The 14,201-nt window shown below is 71.0% G+C and carries 12 protein-coding genes; 6 read left to right on the top strand and 6 right to left on the bottom strand.

Translation table 11 applies throughout. The features are described 5' to 3' along the window. Nucleotides 1–4 precede the first annotated feature (4 nt). Both ACYSUO_RS09130 and ACYSUO_RS09125 read right to left on the bottom strand, forming a co-directional pair. The gene (locus tag ACYSUO_RS09130) at nucleotides 5–493 is read right to left on the bottom strand and encodes a helix-turn-helix transcriptional regulator (protein WP_461775548.1); all 489 of its coding nucleotides are present in this window, start codon (nucleotides 491–493) and stop codon (nucleotides 5–7) included. A gap of 159 nt (nucleotides 494–652) precedes the next feature. Continuing rightward, nucleotides 653–925: a hypothetical protein gene (locus ACYSUO_RS09125; RefSeq protein WP_426905291.1), complete on the bottom strand. Its 273-nt coding sequence runs from the start codon at nucleotides 923–925 to the stop codon at nucleotides 653–655. Nucleotides 926–1,132: 207 nt separating this feature from the next. On the opposite strand from ACYSUO_RS09125, the gene ACYSUO_RS09120 reads away from it, so the two are divergent. After that, a complete protein-coding gene (locus ACYSUO_RS09120; RefSeq protein ID WP_461775547.1) occupies nucleotides 1,133–1,603 on the top strand; it encodes a DUF7144 family membrane protein in 471 nt (156 codons plus the stop codon). Nucleotides 1,604–1,811: 208 nt separating this feature from the next. Here ACYSUO_RS09120 and ACYSUO_RS09115 read toward each other — a convergent pair whose 3' ends face one another. Further along, entirely contained in the window at nucleotides 1,812–3,140 is a 1,329-nt protein-coding gene (locus ACYSUO_RS09115; protein WP_461775546.1) for a diacylglycerol/lipid kinase family protein, read from the bottom strand. Between the two features lie 135 nt (nucleotides 3,141–3,275). Between ACYSUO_RS09115 and ACYSUO_RS09110 the strand changes: the two genes are divergently transcribed. Further along, nucleotides 3,276–4,679, top strand: a complete 1,404-nt coding sequence (locus ACYSUO_RS09110; RefSeq protein WP_461775545.1) for a DUF2252 domain-containing protein — start codon at nucleotides 3,276–3,278, stop codon at nucleotides 4,677–4,679. On the opposite strand, the gene ACYSUO_RS09105 is transcribed toward ACYSUO_RS09110, so the two are convergent. Continuing rightward, entirely contained in the window at nucleotides 4,671–5,480 is an 810-nt protein-coding gene (locus tag ACYSUO_RS09105) for a YhjD/YihY/BrkB family envelope integrity protein (RefSeq protein ID WP_461775544.1), read from the bottom strand. The two genes, ACYSUO_RS09110 and ACYSUO_RS09105, sit on opposite strands and share 9 nt — an antisense overlap. Before the next feature lie 239 nt (nucleotides 5,481–5,719). Between ACYSUO_RS09105 and ACYSUO_RS09100 the strand changes: the two genes are divergently transcribed. Genes ACYSUO_RS09100 through ACYSUO_RS09085 form a run of 4 tightly spaced genes read left to right on the top strand, consistent with a single transcriptional unit; the run spans nucleotide 5,720 to nucleotide 10,070 of the window. Next, nucleotides 5,720–7,018, top strand: coding sequence for an ABC transporter substrate-binding protein (locus ACYSUO_RS09100; protein ID WP_461775543.1), 1,299 nt, complete (start codon nucleotides 5,720–5,722; stop codon nucleotides 7,016–7,018). 59 nt (nucleotides 7,019–7,077) lie between these two features. Next, nucleotides 7,078–8,007 (top strand): carbohydrate ABC transporter permease, encoded by a 930-nt coding sequence (locus ACYSUO_RS09095; RefSeq protein ID WP_461775542.1) that lies wholly within the window; start codon nucleotides 7,078–7,080, stop codon nucleotides 8,005–8,007. Beyond that, on the top strand, nucleotides 8,000–8,833 hold the full coding sequence (locus tag ACYSUO_RS09090) for a carbohydrate ABC transporter permease (RefSeq protein ID WP_461775541.1): 834 nt from the start codon (nucleotides 8,000–8,002) through the stop codon (nucleotides 8,831–8,833). The genes ACYSUO_RS09095 and ACYSUO_RS09090 overlap by 8 nt, the downstream gene beginning before the upstream one ends. Before the next feature lie 7 nt (nucleotides 8,834–8,840). After that, a complete protein-coding gene (locus tag ACYSUO_RS09085; RefSeq protein ID WP_461775540.1) occupies nucleotides 8,841–10,070 on the top strand; it encodes a Gfo/Idh/MocA family protein in 1,230 nt (409 codons plus the stop codon). A gap of 15 nt (nucleotides 10,071–10,085) precedes the next feature. On the opposite strand, the gene ACYSUO_RS09080 is transcribed toward ACYSUO_RS09085, so the two are convergent. Next, a complete protein-coding gene (locus ACYSUO_RS09080) occupies nucleotides 10,086–12,449 on the bottom strand; it encodes a phosphoketolase family protein (RefSeq protein ID WP_461775539.1) in 2,364 nt (787 codons plus the stop codon). 146 nt (nucleotides 12,450–12,595) lie between these two features. After that, complete coding sequence (locus tag ACYSUO_RS09075) at nucleotides 12,596–14,194, bottom strand: carbohydrate-binding protein (RefSeq protein ID WP_461775538.1); 1,599 nt, start codon at nucleotides 14,192–14,194, stop codon at nucleotides 12,596–12,598. Nucleotides 14,195–14,201: the final 7 nt, after the last annotated feature.

The raw sequence follows: 14,201 nt of genomic DNA, 5'->3' as shown, positions 1-14,201 counted from the left end.
CGCCTCAGACGAGCCCCAACTCCCTTGCCCGGACCAGCGCTTCGGCGCGCGAGCACGCGCCCAGCTTCCGGTACACGGCGCGCGTGTGGCTCTTGACCGTGTTGTACGAGACGTAGAGATCGTCGGCGATCTGCCGCAGCGAGACCTCCTCCTGCAACTGTTGGAGCACGGCGAGTTCACGGCCGGTCAGCCGCTGCGGCGACGGCAGTGTTCCGTTTCTCCGTGGGACCGGTGAGACCGGTGGGACGGGTGCCGGCACCGCGGCGAGCGCGTCCGAGGCCCGGTGCACCAGCGCACCGGCGGTCCGCGGATCCGCCACGTCCCCCGCGATCTCCACGAGGACCCCGGCGACCCACATCAGACAGGTCGTCAGGGCGGCGTCGGCCGCCGCCGTACCTTCCTGGTCGAGCGAGCAGAGCTGAAGGCGCAGCGCGGACGCGCGCCCCGTGTTTCCCGGATCTTCGACCGTGCGTGGGCACAGTGCTGTGGGCATGCCCCTCACCTCCCCATGTGGAGGGCATCACCCCACCACGGTGGGGCTCGCGCGACCCGGGCGGAAGGGGTCTTCCGCGCCGTTTTCAGGGATGTTCGGCCCGTTGCGCGGCCGAAAGGGGCTGTGCGCCCGGCTAGGGCCTGATCCAAACGACAGGCCCTACTCCCTCGGATCGCGTGGCCCCGGGAGCCGGCGGACCTCGAGGAGTTCGAGGCCGAGGCCCTGGATGCGGTCGAGGATCCCGTACAGGGCGGCCTGGTCGAGTCCCGCGCCGACCAGCACCGTCTCGGCGGGGCGCAGCACGACCGTCAGCTCGCCGAACGCCGACCGGAAGGCATCGCCGAGCCTGCCCCTGACGCGGATCTCGAAGTCGCTGCCTCCGGAGGGCGTTCCGGCCCGATCGGGTCCCGGACCCGTGTGTGAACCGCCCATGGCGTCACCTCCAGTGCGAGCATCACCCCGCATGCCATTGTCCCGGCGACCGCACGGCCCTGGGCATCACCTCGGACGGGTGACAGCCGGGCCCGGGGGCGGGGCTCATCCGCTGCGGGTGAACCGGGCCGGGCGGCGTCGGCCGCATGCTCCGGGTCCATCGGCTCCGCGGCCATCGAGCCGGGGCCGTCGAGGAGGAGGTTCGACATGACCGAGCAGATGCCGCAGGGCCCGGCGCGCTCCGACCCTTCCGGCGCGCCCGAACCGGCACCCCGCGCCAACGTGGGCGTCGTCGGGGGAGTCGTCTTCGCCGCGTTCGTGATGGGCATCATCGGCGCCTATCACGCGATCGCCGGCCTCGCCGCGATACTCAACGAGAACTTCTACCAAGCGCAGGACGACTACGCGTTCGACTTTGACATCAACGCCCGCGGCTGGGTGCAGATGATCACCGGGGTCATCGTCTTCGCCGCGGCGGTCAGCCTCTTCAGCGGGCGCACCTGGGCGCGGATCGTCGTCATGATCATCGCTGCGATGAGCGCGCTGGAGAACTTCTTCTTCACCCCGTACCAGCCCGTGTGGTCGGCGATCCTCATCGCCCTCGACATCCTCGTGATCTGGGCCCTCGCCATGTACGGACACCGTGAGGCGCACAAGGTCTACGGGGCGCCGCTCTAGGGCCTGTCTTCAAACTCCCGTCTGCCCGGCGACGCCTGGCACGCACGCTCGCGGCGTTGCCGAAAAGCCCGAGTAGCTCCGCTACTAGGACTCTCCGGCGCCTTGCGATCGCACGCACCAGACGCCGCCGGGCCGCCCTCCGGGCGACGACGGGAGTTTGAAGACAGGCCCTAGGCCGACTTGACCTGGGGCGACGGGCCCCGGCGGCTCAGGGCCGCCGGACCGTCAGGGCAAGGCCCGTGATCCCGCGCCAGTCCAGCGGCGGGCGTTCCCGGTACGTTCCCGGGCGCTGCCTCGGCACGATCACCCGCAGCGCGCCGGGGCGCACCTCGATGCGGACGGGGACGTCCATGCGCACCGCCTCGCCGTCGAGGCCGACGGGGATCGAGTCCTGGTCGGCGTCGACGACCACCGAGGAGGCGGTCCGCGTCGTCACGCCGGCGGACCGGCCGCCCCGCAGCAGCCCCGCGGCCTGCGCGGCGCTCGTGACCCGCACGCCGACGCAGCCGAGGATCCCGCCGTCGAGGCGGGTGCGCCGGCCGAGGCCCGCGATGTCCCGCGCGCCGTACGGGTTGTTGCTCACCAACAGCGCCTGCGGGTCCGCCACTTGGTGCTCGTCGACCCGTGCCGTCAGCTCCGCGCCCTTGTGCCGGGCGAGCAGGTCGGGCAGCAGCTCGAGGGTGGTACGGGTCTTGCCGTCGCGGTAGGCCGGGCTCTGCACCACCTCGGCGTAGGCCCCGAACGAGACGTTGTTGACGAACGGGAGGCCGCCCGCCCGGCCGAGGTCGACCCGCAGCTCCACGCCGTCGGACAGCGCGTCCAGCGCCTTCGACGGGTCCTCGCGGTCCAGGCCCAGGTCGAGGGCGAAGTGGTTGCGGGTCCCCGCGGGGATCACCAGGAACGGCAGGCCGAGTTCGGCGGCGACGTCGGCGACGAGGGCCTGCGTGCCGTCGCCGCCCGCGACGCCGAGGAGGTCCGCCCCCGCGGCGGCGCGGGCACGGGCCAGCGCCGCCACGTCGACCGGCTCCGGACCCTCCAACAGCACGACCTCGGCGCCCAGTTGCTCGGCCTTCGCGCGCAGCCCGAAGCGGTCGACCTTCCCGCCGCCCGAACGCGGATTCATGATGAGTACCGGCCGCTGGACCGTGGGCGCCGCCGTCTCGGGCATCGGGGCGGGGGACGAGCGCGGCCCCAGCGCCGCCCGGCCCGCCGCCGCGGCGAGCAGCCACAGGCCGCCCGACACCAGCACCACCCACACCAGGTGCCCGCGGGCGTACTCGACCACCACCCAGACCGGCGCGGCGAGCGCCAGCAGCAGCGCCAGATACCGCGCGGGGCCCCGCCTGCTGAGCACCCACCACACGGCGGCGGCCGTGACCGCCGTCCCCAGGATCCCCGCGCCCAGCAGCGCGAAGGTCCGCAGCCCCGCGAAGACGGCCAGGACCAGCACGGCGGCCGCCGCGGCGGCCAGCGACGCGCGCGCCAGCCACCGTTGCCCCCGCTGCTGTGTCGTCCGCCGGTGTGTCGTCGCTTCCATGACCGACAGTCTGCGGCCGGGGGAGCCCCGGGGACTCACCCCCGGGAGGCGACCTCACACCGGCGGGGTGACGTCGCGGCGCCCGGCCCGGCGCACGGTGTGCACAGCCGCACAGCCAGGAAAGGGAGCTCCGCCATGACCGAGACGACGAGCAGGCGCCGCACCGCGCGCGAGCGGGCGAGCACGGGCAGGTCCGCGAGGTCCCGGGTCCCGCGCTCCGGACACGACGCCTACACCCCCGCAGCCGACCGCCCCGACCCCGTGGACATCCTGGAGAAGCAGTCGGCGAGCAGGCTCCAGGAGCTGATCCCGATCCGCTACGGGCGCATGCTGGAGTCACCGTTCCGGTTCTTCCGGGGCGCCGCCGCGATCATGGCGTCCGATCTGTCGCACACCCCGGTCACCGGCATGCGCGCCCAACTGTGCGGGGACGCGCACCTGTTGAACTTCCGGCTGCTCGCCTCCCCGGAGCGGCACCTGATGTTCGACGTCAACGACTTCGACGAGACGCTGCGCGGGCCGTGGGAGTGGGACGTCAAGCGGCTCGCCGCCAGCCTCGTCATCGCGGGCCGCGGCAACGGCTTCGGCCGCACGGAGCGGGAGCGCGTGGTGCAGATCATGGCGGCCTCGTACCGACAGTCGATGGAGCGGTTCGCCGGGATGCGCACGCTCGACGTGTGGTACTCGCGGATCGAGGCGGACGAGCTGTACGCCACGGTGTCCGCGAAGCTGGACGGCCGCACCAAGCGGCGCATGTCGCATGCGCTCGGCAAGGCCCGCAGCCATGACCACATGCAGGCCCTGGACAAGCTCGCCCACGTCGTCGACGGCGAACTGCGCATCGCCGCCGATCCGCCCCTGATCACCCCGCTCGACCAGCTGCTGCCGGGAGTCGAACGCAAGCAGCTGGAGGAGCAGTTGATGGACCTGGTCGAACGGTACGCGCGCACGCTCAGCGCCGAACGCAGGGCGCTGCTCGCCCAGTACCAGGTCGTCGACATGGCGCGCAAAGTGGTCGGGGTGGGCAGTGTCGGCACCCGCTGCTGGATCATTCTGATGCTCGGCCGCGACGACCGGGACCCGCTGTTGTTGCAGGCGAAGGAGGCGGGTACGTCCGTGCTCGCGGAATTCGCGGGGCAGAGCGACCACGACAACCAGGGGGAACGCGTCGTCGTCGGGCAGCGCCTCATGCAGGCGGCCGGTGACATGTTCCTCGGCTGGGAGCGGGTGGAAGGGATCGACGGGGAGCAACGCGACTTCTATGTGCGGCAGTTGAGGGACTGGAAGGTGATTCCGCAGGCGGACCTGATGACTCCGCGCGTCATGGGCCTGTTCGGTCGGGCGTGCGGAGCGACGCTGGCCCGCGCCCACGCCCGTTCCGGAGACCGTGTCGCCATCGCCGCCTACCTGGGCCGTTCCGACCGCTTCGACCAGGCGCTCGCCCGCTTCGCGGAGGCCTACGCCGACCAGAACGAGCGGGACCACGAGGCGCTGGCCGCGGCCGCGCGGGACGGCAGGGTGACGGTGGCGTCAGCCTGAGCCGGTGGCCGTCGTACCGCCGAACCTGCGCCGCAGGAACTCCTCCTGGGCGAGGACGCGTCCGACGGCCACGCCGAACACCACCACGGTGAAGAACACGATCAGCCAGGACAGCACGGTGAACACCGAACCGAGCGCCCCGTAGCGGTCCGTGCTCATCCGCAGCGCACGCGGCAGCCACAGCCCCGACACCCCGCAGAACGCCACCACTCCCGCCCCGGTCAGCACCGCCCCCGGGAGCAGCGGCAGCCACGGCACCCGGCCGGCGAGCAGCAGATGCTGGGTCCACCACCACATCAGGGCGGCCGCCGCGAACTGCAAGGGGTAGCCGATGACGGCGCCCGCGCCGAACGCCCGGAGCAGCGCGCCCTGCACGATCAGCATCGCCACCCACACGAGCAGCCACACCGCCCACCGCCACGCCACGATGCGCACCCCGGAGCGCGGCACGTCCCAGGCACGCTCGCACAGCCGCTGAAGCGCCCGGGCGAACGCCGTGGCCGAGAGCAGCGCGACCAGCACGCCGGCCGCGCCCCAACTGTGCAGGGCGACGTCGCCTCCCTTGGTCAGCCGCTCGGCCTGCGCCACGGCCGACCCGGACGCCCCGAACAACGTACGCAGGGAGCGCAGGAGTTCGTGCCGCACCGGCTGCGGAAAGAACGAGGCGAGGGCGATGAGCATCGGCAGGGCGGCCAGGAACGCCTGTGCCGCGAGGCGTGTCGCCATGTCCAGGATGGTGACGTGCATCAGCTGCTGCACGATCCGGCCCGCGAGGGGCCGGGCGGCATCCGTGATCGTCATGACAACGCCCTCCCGGGACGGGGGACAAGCACTCCTGCCCGGGCACTGTCGGGCCTTCCGCCCGGACGTACGTCGCCCGCGCCGGGTGACACCTCGACTCCTGCCGACCGTCGCGTGCCCGGATTCTTCCCGTTCGCTCCCGTCATTGCTTAAAGGTGATCGAAACAAGCCTTGACCCATCAACTTCGAGCAAATAGCGTCCTTGCATTCCGGTCGACCCTTCACCAGGAAGGCTCCCTGTGCGCAGGCGCTCTCTCCTCGCCGCGGCCGCCACGACACTCGCGGCGGCGCCGCTCGCGTCCGGCTGCGGCCCCTCCTCGTCGAACGCCTCGGACGCCGCCGGCGGCGACGCGCGGCGCGGCCATCTCACGTACGGCGTCTGGGACGTCTACCAACTGCCTGCCATGCAGCGCGCGGCCCGGGCCTTCGAGCGGGCGCGGCCGGGCGTGAGCGTCGACGTCCAGCTGACCCCGAACGGCACGTACTGGACGAAGCTGCGCACCGCCTGCACCGGCGGCTCCGCGCCCGACGTGTTCTGGATGAACGGGCCCAACTTCGGCATGTACGCGGACGCAGGGCAGCTGCTCCCCCTGGACACCGAGGGCGGCGACGCCGTGCTGCGGACCGCCGACTTCCCGGCCGATCTGGTCTCCCTCTACCGCTGGAAGGGCACCCAGTACGGCGCTCCGAAGGACTTCGACACCGTCGCCCTCTGGTACAACAAGGAACTCTTCGACCGCGCCAAGGTGCCGTACCCGGACGGCAGTTGGACCTGGCAGGACCTCATCGAGCACTCCCAGCGGCTCACCGACCGAAAGCGCGGGATCTACGGGGTGGGAGCGCCCGTCCGCGCGCAGGAGAACTACTACAACTCCATACCCCAGGCCGGTGGCCGGGTCATCTCCGACGACAAGCGGAGCTCCGGATACGCCGACGAGCGCACCCGCGAAGGCCTGCGGCTGTGGGTCGACCTGATCCACCGCTACCGCTCCTCGCCCACCCTCCAGCAGATGACCGACACCGACCCCACCCAGATGTTCCAGTCGGGCACGCTGGCCATGACCTACGAGGCGTCCTACAACGCCGCCACCTTCTACGCGGACCGCGAGCTGCGGGCCAAGGTCGACGTCGCGCCGATGCCCAGGGGCAAGCACCGCGCCACCGTGCTGCACGGCCTCGCCAACGTCGTGTACGCCCGCACACCGAACCCCGAACTCGCCCGCGACTTCGTCCGCTTCCTCGGCACCGAACGCATCTCCCTCCTCCAGGGCAAGTACGGCACCGCCATCCCCGCCCGCAACGGCACCGCGAAGCCGTGGGCCGCCGGGATGCCGCGCTTCAACCTGACGGCACACCTCGACGCGCTCGACTACGCGGTGCCCTTCCCCGGTTCCGCCAACAGTGCCGCCTGGCAGCACAAGGAACAGATGTGGCTCGCCAAGGCGTGGAGCGGTGTCGAGAGCCTCGACTCCGCCACGGACTCCCTCGCGGACGCCATGAACCAGCTGCTCGCGCAGGAGAGGAAGGGCAGGGCCTGATGAGCGTCGACACACAGCCGAGAGCCGCGGTTCCCGCGCAGCGAAGTCACCAACAGTCAATGAACCAGCGGGAGTTGAAGCGTCGCGAGCGCCGCTTCCGGCACCGCGACAAGTGGTGGGGCTACGCGCTCATCGCCCCGGCCGGGCTCGGCCTCGCCGTCTTCTACCTGTGGCCCGTGGTGCAGACGCTGTACTACAGCTTCACCGAATGGGGCCCCTTCGGCGGGACGACCTGGATCGGGGCCGCCAACTACCGCACCCTCGTGGGCGACCCGGAGTTCTGGCAGTCCCTCGGCAACACCGCCGTCTACACCGGACTCGTCCTCCTCGGCATCCCGCTCTCGATGCTGATCGCCGTACTGCTCAACCTGAAGGGACTGCGCGGCACCGGCATCTACCGCACCCTCTACTTCCTTCCCGTCGTCACCATGCCCGCCGCGGTCGCCGTCGTCTGGCGCTGGCTCTACAACGGCGACGCAGGCATCCTCAACCACGCGCTGTCCACGATCGGCATCGACGGCACCCACTGGGTGTCCGACCCGCACACCATCCGCTTCGCGGTCGCCGTCGTCGGTGTGTGGATGACCGTCGGGTACAACATGATCCTGCTGCTCGCCGGACTGCAGTCCATCCCCGGCGACTACTACGAGGCCGCCGCCCTCGACGGCGCGGGCCGCGTACGGCAGTTCTTCTCGGTCACCATGCCGCTGCTGAGCCCCACGCTGTTCTTCACCACCGTGCTCTCGGTGATCCAGTCGCTCCAGGTCTTCGACCTCGTCTACCTGATCATCGGCGCCAACACCCAGAACGCGCTGCAGAACCCCGCCTACGGCGAGGGGCAGACCGTCGTGATGCTCTTCTTCCAGAAGGCGTTCTTCGACAACCAGCGCGGCTACGGCGCGGCCATCGTGTGCGTGCTGTTCGTCCTCATCATGGCGCTGACCGCCGTCCAGTTCCGGCTGCAGAAGAAGTGGGTCCACTATGCGTAAGGCCGTCGCGCGCGAAGGGCGGCTCTGGCCCGCCCATGTCCTGTTGATCCTCGGCGCCGTGATCACCGTGTTCCCGCTGCTGTGGGAGCTGCTGACCTCGTTCAAGACCTTCGGCGAGTCCGTGCGCGTGCCGCCGACGATCCTGCCCGCGCACTGGGACTTCACGAACTACGCCAAGGTCTTCGACGGCGTCCCGTTCGGCCGGCAGTTCGTGAACACGCTCGTCATGGCGCTGTTGCGAACCGCCGCCCAGATCCTGCTGTGCTCGATGGCCGCGTACGCCTTCGCCCGCATCCGCTGCCCGGGGCGCGGGCCGATCTTCCTCGGGTTCCTCGCCGTTCTCATGGTGCCGGGACAGCTCTTCCTGCTGCCGCAGTACCAGATCATGCAGAACCTCGGCTGGCTCGACTCCATGCAGGCGCTCGTCGTGCCCGGCATGTTCTCCGCGTTCGGCACCTTCCTGCTGCGCCAGTTCTTCATGGGGCTCCCGGAGGAGGTGGAGGAGGCGGCCCGGCTCGACGGCGCCAACCCCTTCACCGTCTTCTGGCGCATCGCGCTGCCGCTGGCCCGCCCCGGCCTGCTCGCGCTCGGCATCCTGACGTTCCTGTGGTCCTGGAACGACCTGATGTGGCCGATGATCGTCAACACCGACCCGGCGAAGATGCCGCTGTCGGCGGGCCTGGCCTCGCTCCAGGGCGCCCATCTCACCGAGTACCCGGTGCTGATGGCCGGGTCCCTGCTCGCCACGCTCCCGGTGATCGTGGTGTTCGTCGCGATGCAGCGCCAGTTCATCCAGGGCATCGCTTTCTCCGGCATGAAGGGCTGAACCACGCATGACCACCGACATCCGTACGCAAGAGCCGCACACCCACGCGCACACCCGCGACCTCCGCCTCGGTGTCATCGGGCTCGGCCTGCGCGCCACCGTCGCCCGCGAGGCCCACCACCCCGGCGAGGGCTCCGCCGTGGTGGCCGTCGCCGACATCTCGCCCGGCATGTTCGACCGGGCCCGCGAGTGGTTCGGCGACGACGTGCACACCTACGAGGGCCACCGGGCGATGGTGGACGCCGAGGACCTGGACGCCGTCTTCGTCATCACGCCCGACCACACCCACGAGGAGCTCGCCGTCGACCTCCTCGAAGCCGGTGTCGCCGTCTTCGTCGAGAAGCCGCTCGCCATCACCACCGAGGGCTGCGACCGCGTCCTGGAGGCCGCCCGCACCTCCGGCTCCCGGCTCTACGTGGGCCACAACATGCGGCACATGCCCGTGGTCCGCGTCATGCGCGAGCTCATCGAGCGCGGCGAGATCGGCGAGGTCAAGGCCGTGTGGTGCCGCCACTTCGTCGGGCACGGCGGCGACTTCTACTTCAAGGACTGGCACGCCGACCGCCGCAACACCACGGGACTGCTCCTCCAGAAGGGCGCCCACGACCTCGACGTCATCCACTGGCTGGCCGGCGCCTACACGGAGCGGGTCAGCGCGCTCGGCGGGCTCACCGTGTACGGGGACATCGCCGACCGCTCGGGGCAGGCGCCCGGCGCCACCATGCCCGACTGGTACGACCCAGAGAACAACTGGCCCCCGAAGTCCCTCACCGGGCTCAACCCGGTCGTCGACGTCGAGGACCTCTCCATGATGGTGATGCGCCTCGAAGGCGGCATCCACGCCAGCTACCAGCAGTGCCACTACACGCCCGACTACTGGCGCAACTACACGGTCATCGGCACCGAGGGCCGCCTGGAGAACTTCGGCGACCACGGCGAGAGCGCCGAGGTCCGCGTCTGGAAGCGGCGCAGCGGCTACCGCGCCGACGCCGACCTCGTCGTCCCGATGCCCTCGCCCGGCGAGGGCGGGCACGGCGGCTCCGACCCGCTGCTCGTCGCCGAGTTCCTGCGCTTCGTGCGCGAGGGCGGCGCCACCGACACCAGCCCCGTGGCGGCCCGCGAGGCGGTGGCGGCGGGCGTCGCCGCCACCCAGTCGCTGCGGGCCGACGGGCAGCCGGTGACGGTGGCACGGGTCGCGCCCGAACTCGCCGACTGGTTCACGGGCGGCCAGAACTGAGGGGACCGGACCCCCTCACCCTGCCCACGACCAGTTCGCGACCTCGGGAAGGTCCGTGCCGTGCTCGCGGATCCACGCGCGGTGCCGCGTGCGGGCGTCGGCCATCGTCTGGCGCACCGCCGTGGCCCGCACGGCGAGCCCCGGCACCCGGTCGATGACGTCCATGACCAACCGGTACCGGTCGAGGTCGTTGCGCACGACCATGTCGAACGGCGTGGTCGTGGTGCCCGACTCCTTGTAGCCGCGCACGTGCAGATGGGCATGGCCGGTGCGGCGGTACGCGAGGCGGTGGATCAGCCACGGGTAGCCGTGGTACGCGAAGATCACCGGCTTGTCGGCCGTGAACAGCGCGTCGTACTCGAAGTCCGGCATCCCGTGCGGGTGTTCGTCCTTGGGCAGCAGCCGCGTCATGTCGACGACGTTCACGACGCGCACGGCGAGATCTGGCAGGTGGGTGCGCAACAGGCCCGCCGCGGCGAGGACTTCCTGCGTCGGCACGTCGCCCGCGCACGCGAGGACGACGTCCGGCTCGCGGCTGCCGTCCTCGGTGCCCGCCCACTCCCACACCCCGGCGCCGCGCGCGCAGTGGGCACGGGCCGCGTCCAGGGACAGCCAGTCGAAGCACGGCTGCTTTCCGGCCACCACGACATTGACGTAGTCCCGGCTGTTCAGCACGTGCTCGGCCACGGACAGCAGCGTGTTGGCGTCCGGCGGCAGATAGACCCGTACGACGTCGGGGCTCTTGTTGAGGACGTGGTCGACGAAGCCGGGGTCCTGGTGCGAGAAGCCGTTGTGGTCCTGGCGCCAGACGTGCGAGGTCAGCAGGTAGTTGAGGGAGGGCAGCGGGGCTCGCCACGGCAGTTCCCGCGAGGTCTTCAGCCACTTGATGTGCTGGTTGACCATCGAGTCGACGATGTGCACGAACGCCTCGTAGCAGGAGAACAGGCCGTGCCTTCCGGTGAGGTTGTAGCCCTCCAGCCAGCCCTGGCAGAGGTGCTCGGACAGCACCTCCATCACGCGGCCGTCGTGCGCCAGGTCCTCGTCGGTGGGGAGCGTGCCCGCCTGCCAGGCCTTTCCGGTGGCCTCGTAGACGGCCTGGAGGCGGTTGGACGCCGTCTCGTCGGGGCCGACGATGCGGAAGTCGCGGCGGTCCGCGGTGTCCCGCATGATCTGGGCCAGCAGATCGCCGAGCACCCGGGTGGGCTCGTGGAGCGCGGTGCCCGGCTTGTCGACGGGGACGGCGAAGCGCTCCAGCGGGGCGATCGGCAGTTTGCGGGTGAGCAGCCCGCCGTTGGCGTGCGGCGTGGCGCCGAGGCGCCGGGTGCCCTCGGGCACGTACGAGAGGACCTGCTCGGTGGGGCGGCCCTCGGCGTCGAAGAGTTCCTCGGGGCGGTAGGAGCGCAGCCACGCCTCCAACTGCCGCAGGTGGTCCGGGTTCTCGCGGACGCCGGGCAGCGGCACCTGGTGGGAGCGCCACGTGCCCTCGACGGGTTCGTCGTCCACGGTTCCCGGGCCCGTCCAGCCCTTCGGCGTACGCAGCACGATCATCGGCCAGCGCGGGCGTTCCTTCGTCCTGCCCTCGCGGGCCTCGCGCTGGATGCGGGCGATGCGGTCGAGGGCCTGGTCCATGGTGCGGGCCAGGTCGCGGTGGACCCGCAGCGGGTCGTCGCCGGTCACGTGCAGCGGCTCGTGCCCGTATCCGCGCAGCAGCTCGTCGAGCTCGGCGTCGGGGATGCGGGCGAGCACGGTCGGGTTGGCGATCTTGTAGCCGTTGAGGTGCAGGATCGGCAGCACGGCCCCGTCGTGCACCGGATCGAGGAACTTGTTCGCGTGCCAGGAGGTCGCGAGCGGCCCGGTCTCCGCCTCGCCGTCGCCGATCACGCAGGCGACCAGCAGCTCCGGGTTGTCGAGGGCGGCGCCGTAGGCGTGCGCGAGGGAGTAGCCGAGCTCACCGCCCTCGTGGATCGAGCCGGGCGTCTCGGGCGCGACATGGCTGGGCACCCCGCCGGGGAAGGAGAACTGCTTGAACAGCCGCCCCATGCCTGCGGCGTCCCGAGAGACGTCCGGATAGACCTGCGAGTACGTGCCCTCCAGCCAGGAGTTCGCGAGCACGGCGGGCCCGCCGTGGCCGGGGCCCCAGACGCACAGGGCGTCGATGCCGCGCTCCTTGATGACACGGTTGAGGTGGGTGTGCACGAGGTTGAGGCCCGGGGAGGTGCCCCAGTGGCCGAGAAGGCGCGGCTTGATGTGCTCGGGGACAAGCGGCTCGGTGAGGAGTGGGTTGTCGAGGAGGTAGATCTGGCCCGCCGCGAGATAGTTGGCGGCCCGCCAGTGCGCGTCGAGCGCTGCGGCCTGGTGCTTGGAAAGATCCTTCGCCATGGCAGCTCCATCGGTAGCGGCAGAGAGTACTCGGCGCCGCCAGTCTGCCGCCCCACCGGCCGCGCACGAAGAGGCCTTGTGGCCCCATCGTGCCGGTACGCCGAGCCGACCCGCCCCAGGGAAGGGGCGAGTCGGGTGACGCGTGGCTACAGGGAGACCTGCTTGCCGCCGAGGGTCACGACGAGCTTGCCGTCCGCCGCGTACGACCAGGCGAGCGCGCCGCTGTAGGAGGCGCAGCGCGAACCGTTGGTGCCGGTCCAGAACTGGTTCGTGGAGTCCGCGTTGCCGACGGTCTTGTCGTTCGACCCGGAGACCGAGAACCGGCACGAGGTGTTGGAGCGGAACACCGAAGTTCCCTCGTCCCAGGCGAAGTTGCGCTGCGGATTGTCGATGCTGAGGTTGTTCGACACCGCCATGGAGCCCGGGTTGCTGTTGTACGTGAACCCGTGCTTGCCGTTCTTGTACGCGATGCTGCGCCGCACGATGTGGTTGACGCCGATGTCCTCGCCACCGAGCTTGTACCCGTTGCGGTCGCCGTTCGCGTTCACGGTGCCGTCGCTCAGCGTGCCGTTGTTGTACGAGAGGGAGTCCTCGATGGTCACCGGGCCGATGGGGCCCGTGTCGGACTTGGTGTAGAGGTCCCAGCCGTCGTCGATGTTGTGGTGCGAGACGGCGTAGCGGAAGACGTTGCCCGCGCCGGTGGTCAGCTTCGCGGCGAACCCGTCCGCGTCCTCGCCGTCCGAGTCCGCGTTGTCGTGCGACTCGGCGCTCACGATCAGGTTGTTGGCCGGCCACTGCGACTGCGGGGTCGTGGACGCGATCCGGCCGAGCTGCAGCCCCGTGTCCCGGTTGAAGCGGGTCACCGTGCGCTCGATGACGTTGTTGCTGCCGCCGACGAAGATGCCGTTGTCCCCGGCGCGCTCCACGACGATCCCGTTGACGTGCCAGTACGAGGCGTTGAGGGCGAGCCCGCGGTTGGTCGAACTCTCGCTCTGCGCGGAGAAGTTGAGGACCGGCTTCTCGCCGGGGTAGGCGGTCAGCTTGGTGCGGGCGGAGGAGGTGCCGTTCTTGCCCTCGGGGATGGTGACCGTCGAGGAGTACGCGTACGTGCCGCCGCGCAGATAGATGGTGCCGCCCGCGGTGACGCGGCTGATCGCCGAAGTGAGCGTGGTGGGCGCGGACTCGGTGCCGGCCGCGCCGTCGGTCCCGCTCGGCGACACGTACAGGGCGTCGCTCGCCGGCGGGGTGGTGGTGTCGCCGACCGGCGCGTCGACGTCCACGTAGTCGATGTTGGGGAGCCCGGCGGAGGCGGTCGGGTTGAGGCGGATCGTGTTGCTGCCCGCCTTGACCGGCACGGTCACGGTCTTCGTGGCCCACGTCGTCCACGCCCCGGTGCCCGCGAACGAGGTCGAGGCCGCCGTGCTGCCGTTGACCACGATGTCCGTGGCCCGCGCGGTGGTGGTGCCGTTCGCGTAGCGGATGGTGAGGGTGGCGGTGCCCGCGGCGGGCGAGTCCACCGTCAACTGGGCATACGCGCCACTGGCGTTGGTGGCGTTGCAGTAGCCGGAGCCGGTGTAGCCGGACCATTCGGTCTCGACGACGCCGGTGCACACGGCCGGGGAGGTCTCGGCCTGGTAGCGGGTGGTCGCGGCCTGGGCAGAGCTGCCGGACAGGGCGACGAGGGCGCCGGCCAGAAGGCCGGCGGAGGTGACGGTGACGAGGGGTCTCGCGGCTCGTAAGTTCATCGTTCGT

The sequence above is a fragment of the Streptomyces sp. UC4497 genome, assembly GCF_054871485.1.
This window is presented reverse-complemented; position numbering and strand designations above follow the sequence as displayed.

Excerpts from the sequence above, each read along its gene's own strand:
- ACYSUO_RS09090 (WP_461775541.1), top strand. The coding sequence starts at position 8,000 with ATGCGTAAGGCCGTCGCGCGCGAAGGGCGGCTCTGGCCCGCCCATGTC.
- ACYSUO_RS09110 (WP_461775545.1), top strand. The coding sequence starts at position 3,276 with ATGACCGAGACGACGAGCAGGCGCCGCACCGCGCGCGAGCGGGCGAGC.
- ACYSUO_RS09120 (WP_461775547.1), top strand. The coding sequence starts at position 1,133 with ATGACCGAGCAGATGCCGCAGGGCCCGGCGCGCTCCGACCCTTCCGGC.
- ACYSUO_RS09075 (WP_461775538.1), bottom strand. The coding sequence starts at position 14,194 with ATGAACTTACGAGCCGCGAGACCCCTCGTCACCGTCACCTCCGCCGGC.
- ACYSUO_RS09130 (WP_461775548.1), bottom strand. The coding sequence starts at position 493 with ATGCCCACAGCACTGTGCCCACGCACGGTCGAAGATCCGGGAAACACG.
- ACYSUO_RS09080 (WP_461775539.1), bottom strand. The coding sequence starts at position 12,449 with ATGGCGAAGGATCTTTCCAAGCACCAGGCCGCAGCGCTCGACGCGCAC.
- ACYSUO_RS09105 (WP_461775544.1), bottom strand. The coding sequence starts at position 5,480 with ATGACGATCACGGATGCCGCCCGGCCCCTCGCGGGCCGGATCGTGCAG.
- ACYSUO_RS09115 (WP_461775546.1), bottom strand. The coding sequence starts at position 3,140 with ATGGAAGCGACGACACACCGGCGGACGACACAGCAGCGGGGGCAACGG.
- ACYSUO_RS09125 (WP_426905291.1), bottom strand. The coding sequence starts at position 925 with ATGGGCGGTTCACACACGGGTCCGGGACCCGATCGGGCCGGAACGCCC.
- ACYSUO_RS09085 (WP_461775540.1), top strand. The coding sequence starts at position 8,841 with ATGACCACCGACATCCGTACGCAAGAGCCGCACACCCACGCGCACACC.
- ACYSUO_RS09095 (WP_461775542.1), top strand. The coding sequence starts at position 7,078 with ATGAACCAGCGGGAGTTGAAGCGTCGCGAGCGCCGCTTCCGGCACCGC.